The 5,130-nt window shown below is 41.3% G+C and carries 4 protein-coding genes and 2 pseudogenes; 3 read left to right on the forward strand and 3 right to left on the reverse strand.

Going from position 1 to position 5,130, the window contains the following annotated elements; genetic code table 11:
* Positions 1–300: 300 nt before the first annotated feature.
* Both ACYTXL_RS15685 and ACYTXL_RS15690 read left to right on the forward strand, forming a co-directional pair.
* Positions 301–396, forward strand: a pseudogene (locus ACYTXL_RS15685) (IS200/IS605 family transposase); the annotation flags it as partial.
* A 166-nt stretch (positions 397–562) separates the two neighbouring features.
* Positions 563–1,000 carry a CAAD domain-containing protein gene (locus ACYTXL_RS15690; RefSeq protein ID WP_461925545.1) on the forward strand — a complete coding sequence of 146 codons (438 nt, stop codon included), beginning with the start codon at positions 563–565 and terminating at the stop codon, positions 998–1,000.
* Positions 1,001–1,327: 327 nt separating this feature from the next.
* On the opposite strand, the gene ACYTXL_RS15695 is transcribed toward ACYTXL_RS15690, so the two are convergent.
* Both ACYTXL_RS15695 and ACYTXL_RS15700 read right to left on the reverse strand, forming a co-directional pair.
* Positions 1,328–2,422: an S-layer homology domain-containing protein gene (locus tag ACYTXL_RS15695; protein WP_461925542.1), complete on the reverse strand. Its 1,095-nt coding sequence runs from the start codon at positions 2,420–2,422 to the stop codon at positions 1,328–1,330.
* Positions 2,423–2,501: 79 nt separating this feature from the next.
* Positions 2,502–3,290, reverse strand: a pseudogene (locus ACYTXL_RS15700) (Uma2 family endonuclease).
* A gap of 238 nt (positions 3,291–3,528) precedes the next feature.
* Between ACYTXL_RS15700 and ACYTXL_RS15705 the strand changes: the two are divergent.
* Positions 3,529–4,887: a sensor histidine kinase gene (locus ACYTXL_RS15705; protein ID WP_461925543.1), complete on the forward strand. Its 1,359-nt coding sequence runs from the start codon at positions 3,529–3,531 to the stop codon at positions 4,885–4,887.
* Between the two features lie 11 nt (positions 4,888–4,898).
* Here the strand turns inward: ACYTXL_RS15705 and ACYTXL_RS15710 are convergent, their stop codons facing one another.
* Positions 4,899–5,075, reverse strand: coding sequence for a hypothetical protein (locus ACYTXL_RS15710; RefSeq protein WP_461925544.1), 177 nt, complete (start codon positions 5,073–5,075; stop codon positions 4,899–4,901).
* Between the last annotated feature and the right edge of the window lie 55 nt (positions 5,076–5,130).

Below are 5,130 nucleotides of genomic sequence, written 5' to 3' on the forward strand. Positions count from 1 at the left end.
GCATTGCTTACAGGACTTACGCAAACAATAGCTGAAAAGAATGATTTTTTTGTTCGGGGCAATACCCATCTCCTGCAAAGACGCTACTACGTAGCTTGCTTCCGCCTTCGCGCTGCACGAACAATTTTGAATTGATTTCTTCCTCATCCAAGCACAGATATCATAAAAGATGTTAAAAGTCTAGTCTGTGTGAATACACAAAAATTTCTATTACGTATTAATATCAATAGCAATGCGTTAATTGACCAACGCGGCTTAAGATAGCTTTAATATCAGATAACGGCTTTTAGGCTTATATAAAGGTCATCTCGGTTTTTGAGGCACAAGTTGCCCTGGCTAAAAAGTCGGCTACCAACACTTTGGACAAACAGCTATTTGTCAATTTCTACCTTGTAGTTGATGCAGTAGATATTACGGGAAAGTTATGATTATAGGACACTAAAACCCTTTTGTGCCCTTCACACAATTGTAGTGATGCACTTTTGCATTACCTAATCAACAGCCTTTTGGTTGTAATTATCCAGATTAGAAAAACTCAACTGTCAAATTTATGGGAGTTAAAATGCCAGAACAAGAATTTACCGAAACCGCATCCAACGAGACTAAAGTGGCAGAGATCAACAACCAAACGGGTACGATCACCAAACTCCAGCCTCCCGCGCAGTCTCAAGACGAATGGCTAAAATACGGGGAGCAAATTTCTACCTTTTTAGCAACATTGCCAGAATATGTGGGAAGCTTCTTTAATCAATATAAGCAACCCCTGGTAACAGTTGGTTTAATTCTGGGATCAATTGTTGGGGTTAAAGTACTCTTTGCAATATTAGATGCTTTGAATGATATCCCCTTGGTAGCACCTACTTTTGAGTTAATTGGTATTGCTTATTCTGCTTGGTTTATTTACCGCTATTTACTCAAAGCCTCAACCAGGAAAGAGTTAACTGGTGAAATCACTGTTCTTAAATCACAAGTTGTCGGGCAAGAAATTCCAGAAGCTTAATATCTAATTATCGCTTCTCTATAAGACGCTAGGCATAGCTTGCTCCTGTGTAAGACTAGGCTCTAATTCCCAATCATCGAAGTCTGATCGCCGGATTTCAGCGATCAGACTTGTCTTAAAATTCCCTACGAAGTTCATTGAGACGAACCTCTGGCGGACAATTTCCCCTTTGAAGTTCGGTTTTGGAGATATTTTGGGCGATGCCCTTCTCTACGAGACTCTTCTCTACGAGACGCTACGCGTAGCTTGCAACTCCTGCGGAGTACGGCAAGCTCAGGCCACCGCGCTACGCGAAGGCGCAGGTGTTACCCTGAGCTTGTCGAAGGCTCAGGGTAACACCTGGGTTGGGCTACGCCGGAGCACCATGTTTTGAGATGGAATTAAGGGCAACTTGCCACGTTTTACTAAAGCTTGATGAATCATCGCCGCTACTTCAGCCCGACTAGCTACTTTGTTAGGAGCAAGAATTTGTGGATTTGGATAGTTAACTACCAGACCATTAGCTGTAGCAGTGGCTATTTTCTTAATAGCATAGGTTGGAATATTTTTAGCATCTTTATAGACACTTAAAATCTGATTTGGGGAAGTGGCTGCTTTAAAATTGAACCCACTAACAAGAGCAACTAAAACTTGCACTCGGGAAATATTTTGTTGTGGTTTGAAGCTTTTTTTCGGGTAGCCTTTGAGAAATCCGGTAGTGATGGCTTGATCAATTGCTGGAGTTGCCCAGAATTTTGCTGGTACATCTTGAAATGCGATCGCAGTCTTAGACGGTTCTTGGTCAAAGGCTTTTTGCAGTATAGCAGCAAATTCGGCGCGGTTTACAGGCTGATTTGGTCTAAAAGAATAATCAGGAAACCCTTTGAGAATACCACGGGAAGAAAGAACGTCTATAAAAGGCCGACCCCAGAAGTTTTTGGGTACATCGTTAAATGCAATTGGCGGCGGAATAATTGATTTTGGTTTTGTCGGAGTTACTAAAGGCAACGCTAATGATGTAATTGATGACTCAAGTCCTATTGAAGAGGATACAGGTATCTGTGGTTGTGGGGATTGAGTTGGGATTACCTGACCAGATCGCAAGACTGCGCGGGAGGGAGTTGCGCTTTTAATTGGGAATGAAGGTGTCTTGGGTTCAAAAACAGCCGCAGGTCCAGAATAGGGCAAGACGTTGTTGGGGACTATATTTGGTTCTACCTTTGGAGGAGAGGAGGGCAATACTTGCTTTGGTTGAACACTAGAAGACGGAGTGGAGTCAGGCGACAGCAGCCAGTTTAAGTTCCAGCTAGAATCTCTGCGAGACAATGACCAAAAAATAATCGCTCCGATAGTGGCGAAGGCAACCAGAATAGCTATAAATTCATCAAAGCCAAGGGCAGTTCTTTGGGATGACTCTGGTTCGCAAGGAGGTCTATTTGTCATCGTGATTACCCTGGTAGCAGTAAATTTTGTGTCTAAACAAATTAAGCCACAGATTTAATTCGTAATTCATAGAAAAATATTAGACTTCTGGTTCAACACCGAGCGATCGCAATTGGGCAGTTAGGCGATCAGCTCTTTCGCTTTCTTGTTCTGCTCTTTCGCGTTCCTGTTCTGCTCTTTCATCGCCATTCAACAACAAATTACCTTGTAAATCCCACCAACGCAGCCAGGGTAATTCCACATTCTGATATTCCCCCTGCCATAAGCCTAATTCAACACCCAAAGAAACTATAGGATAATGCCCTCGTTCATTTGCTGGTAACACCTGATACTGTCCTTCAATCAGATGATAAACTTCTATACTGGTTTTACTCACTTCATAAATGCCGTAGAAGGGAGGACGAATCACCTGCTCATAAACTCAAAATTTACCCTTCCAAGGAGTTTTATCTCGTTCTTCTGCACCATTGCCAGAGACAAATTCTAAGACAATCAACGGGGCAATAGACTCTTACCACAATACATAAGAACGTCGCGTTTGTCCATTCAACAAAAATGGTACATTTGGTACATAAAACCAATCCGGTGCTTCTGCTCCTTTTTCAGGGGGATCAGTCAAGCGCCACTAAATGCCTAAGTCCTGACCAATACAATATTGATCTTCAAGATTTAATTGCTTGAGGACGGGTGTAATTGAGTCCGTCAGTAAGATGCTTTGAGGATGTTCTTGCCAATTTTTCGTGCTAGTTCGCACAACGGGGGGAACCCCCGCAAGCGACTGGCTTACAAATGTGCCATCAGACTCAGGAAGTTGAGTATGGTCGGGGAAAGGAGTGAGGGCAGTGGATGGTTCGGTTGCAGAGGTCATAATGCTACCTTTGCACTTTTTGTAAAGGTTATTTTTAGTTTAGCTTGCGATCGCACTTCTTTATATTCTCCACCCAGATGATAAATCGCACGCCAGTTGCTTGCAAGAGATTAAAACTATTTTCACTTTCAAAGGGCTAGTCTTAGTAGATACCTAAATCGAAACCGGATTTAGAGGGTGACAAAATTTAAAATATTAACTTATTGTTTACCTATCTTTGTAAAAATCAGGATGTCTTGTGCCAGAAGAATTCAGTTACCAAATTTCACCGCCATTTTTGTCTGTTGGTAGCGATCGCGATCTTGATGTAGAGTCAACCCTCCAAGAACTACCAATGTACAACTTCCCAGTGGAAATCAACCGCACTGGTATGGAAGTGGCTAATTTTTTGGGAAAATACCCCCTGCTACCAGGAGTAATTTTAGTAGAACAGGGAAAGTTCATTGGGATGATTTCGCGGCGGCGACTGCTAGAATTTTTGATTCGCCCCTATGGACAAGAGTTATTTGTTCAGCAACCATTAGCCGTTCTCTATAGCTATGCGCGGATACCGATGTTGCTGCTTGCTGATTCAACATCGATTTTAACTGCGATGCAACTTAGCCTAAAGCGATCGCCAGAATTATTAGCAGAACCAATTGTAGTACAAACAGAATCTGGTGCTTATAGATTGTTAGATGTCCAAGAATTAAATATCATTTCTTGGCAAATTCGCGGAATCGACAATTTGGTGCGCTATGAACGCAGCCAAGCCCAAATGATTCAAAATGATAAAATGGCAAATCTGGGACGTTTGGTAGACGGCATAGCGCACGAAATTTTAGACCCAGTAAGTTTTATTTGGGGTAATATAATTTATGTCTCAACCTACAGCCAAGATTTACTCAAGCTGATCGCGGCTTATGATCAAGAGTTGCCATCAGCTTCCCAGGCAATTAATCTTTTTAAAGAAGAGATTGAATTTGATTTTTTAGAACAAGATTTGTCGCGATCGCTTGCTAGTATCCGCACGGGAGCGGAAAGATTAAAAAAACTTGTCACCAGCTTACAAAACTTCTGTCACATCGACGAACTTTATCCCAAACCAGTAGATTTACACGCCTGCATAGATAGTATTATTTTATTAATTAATAGTCGTCTTCAAGGAGAAATTGAAATCGTCAAATACTACGGTCAATTGCCGCCAGTGTATTGCTTTATCGGGCAGTTAAATCAGGTTTTGATGAATATTTTAAGCGAAGCTGTGGATACCTTACTCAATGAAGCCGTGCGACAGCAGTTGGATCTAGAAGAAACTAAGACTCTTCAAAAACCCCGAATTGAGATTACCACAGAAGTTATTTCGCAAGAAGCAAGCAACCCAGATACACCAGATTCTCGCTTGATCTTAATTCGCATTGCTGATAATAGCCTTGGAATGTCTGAGGAGTTACAACAGCAAATTAGGGAGTCTTTTTCTTTTGAAACAAAGACTGGTAAAAATACTAGTTTAGCCGTAAGTTATCGAATTATCACAGCCAGACATGGCGGTAAATTAAATTTACGTTCCCAGCTAGGTGTAGGTACTGAATTTGAAATTTTATTGCCTTTAGTTTGATTGATTCTAAATTATGAATTATGAATAAATTTTTGAATATCCATCATTAGGTCAAAGTCTATAGCAGTGAATAAAAGTCCAGCCTGAGGAATTGATCCTGCTAGGGAACAGCTACATTCTTGAAGAATTTCAGCGATCGCATTTTGAAAATCAGGATCGTCACTATGACCAACAACAACTCGAAACACAGTTACCCCATAGTAAGTTTCAATATCAGTGTGCTAATCCAATTTGGATGGCAGC

It is taken from the genome of Nostoc sp. (assembly GCF_054880495.1).

Coding starts and splice junctions, on each gene's coding strand:
- ACYTXL_RS15690 (WP_461925545.1), top strand. CDS start 563: ATGCCAGAACAAGAATTTACCGAAACCGCATCCAACGAGACTAAAGTG.
- ACYTXL_RS15695 (WP_461925542.1), bottom strand. CDS start 2,422: ATGACAAATAGACCTCCTTGCGAACCAGAGTCATCCCAAAGAACTGCC.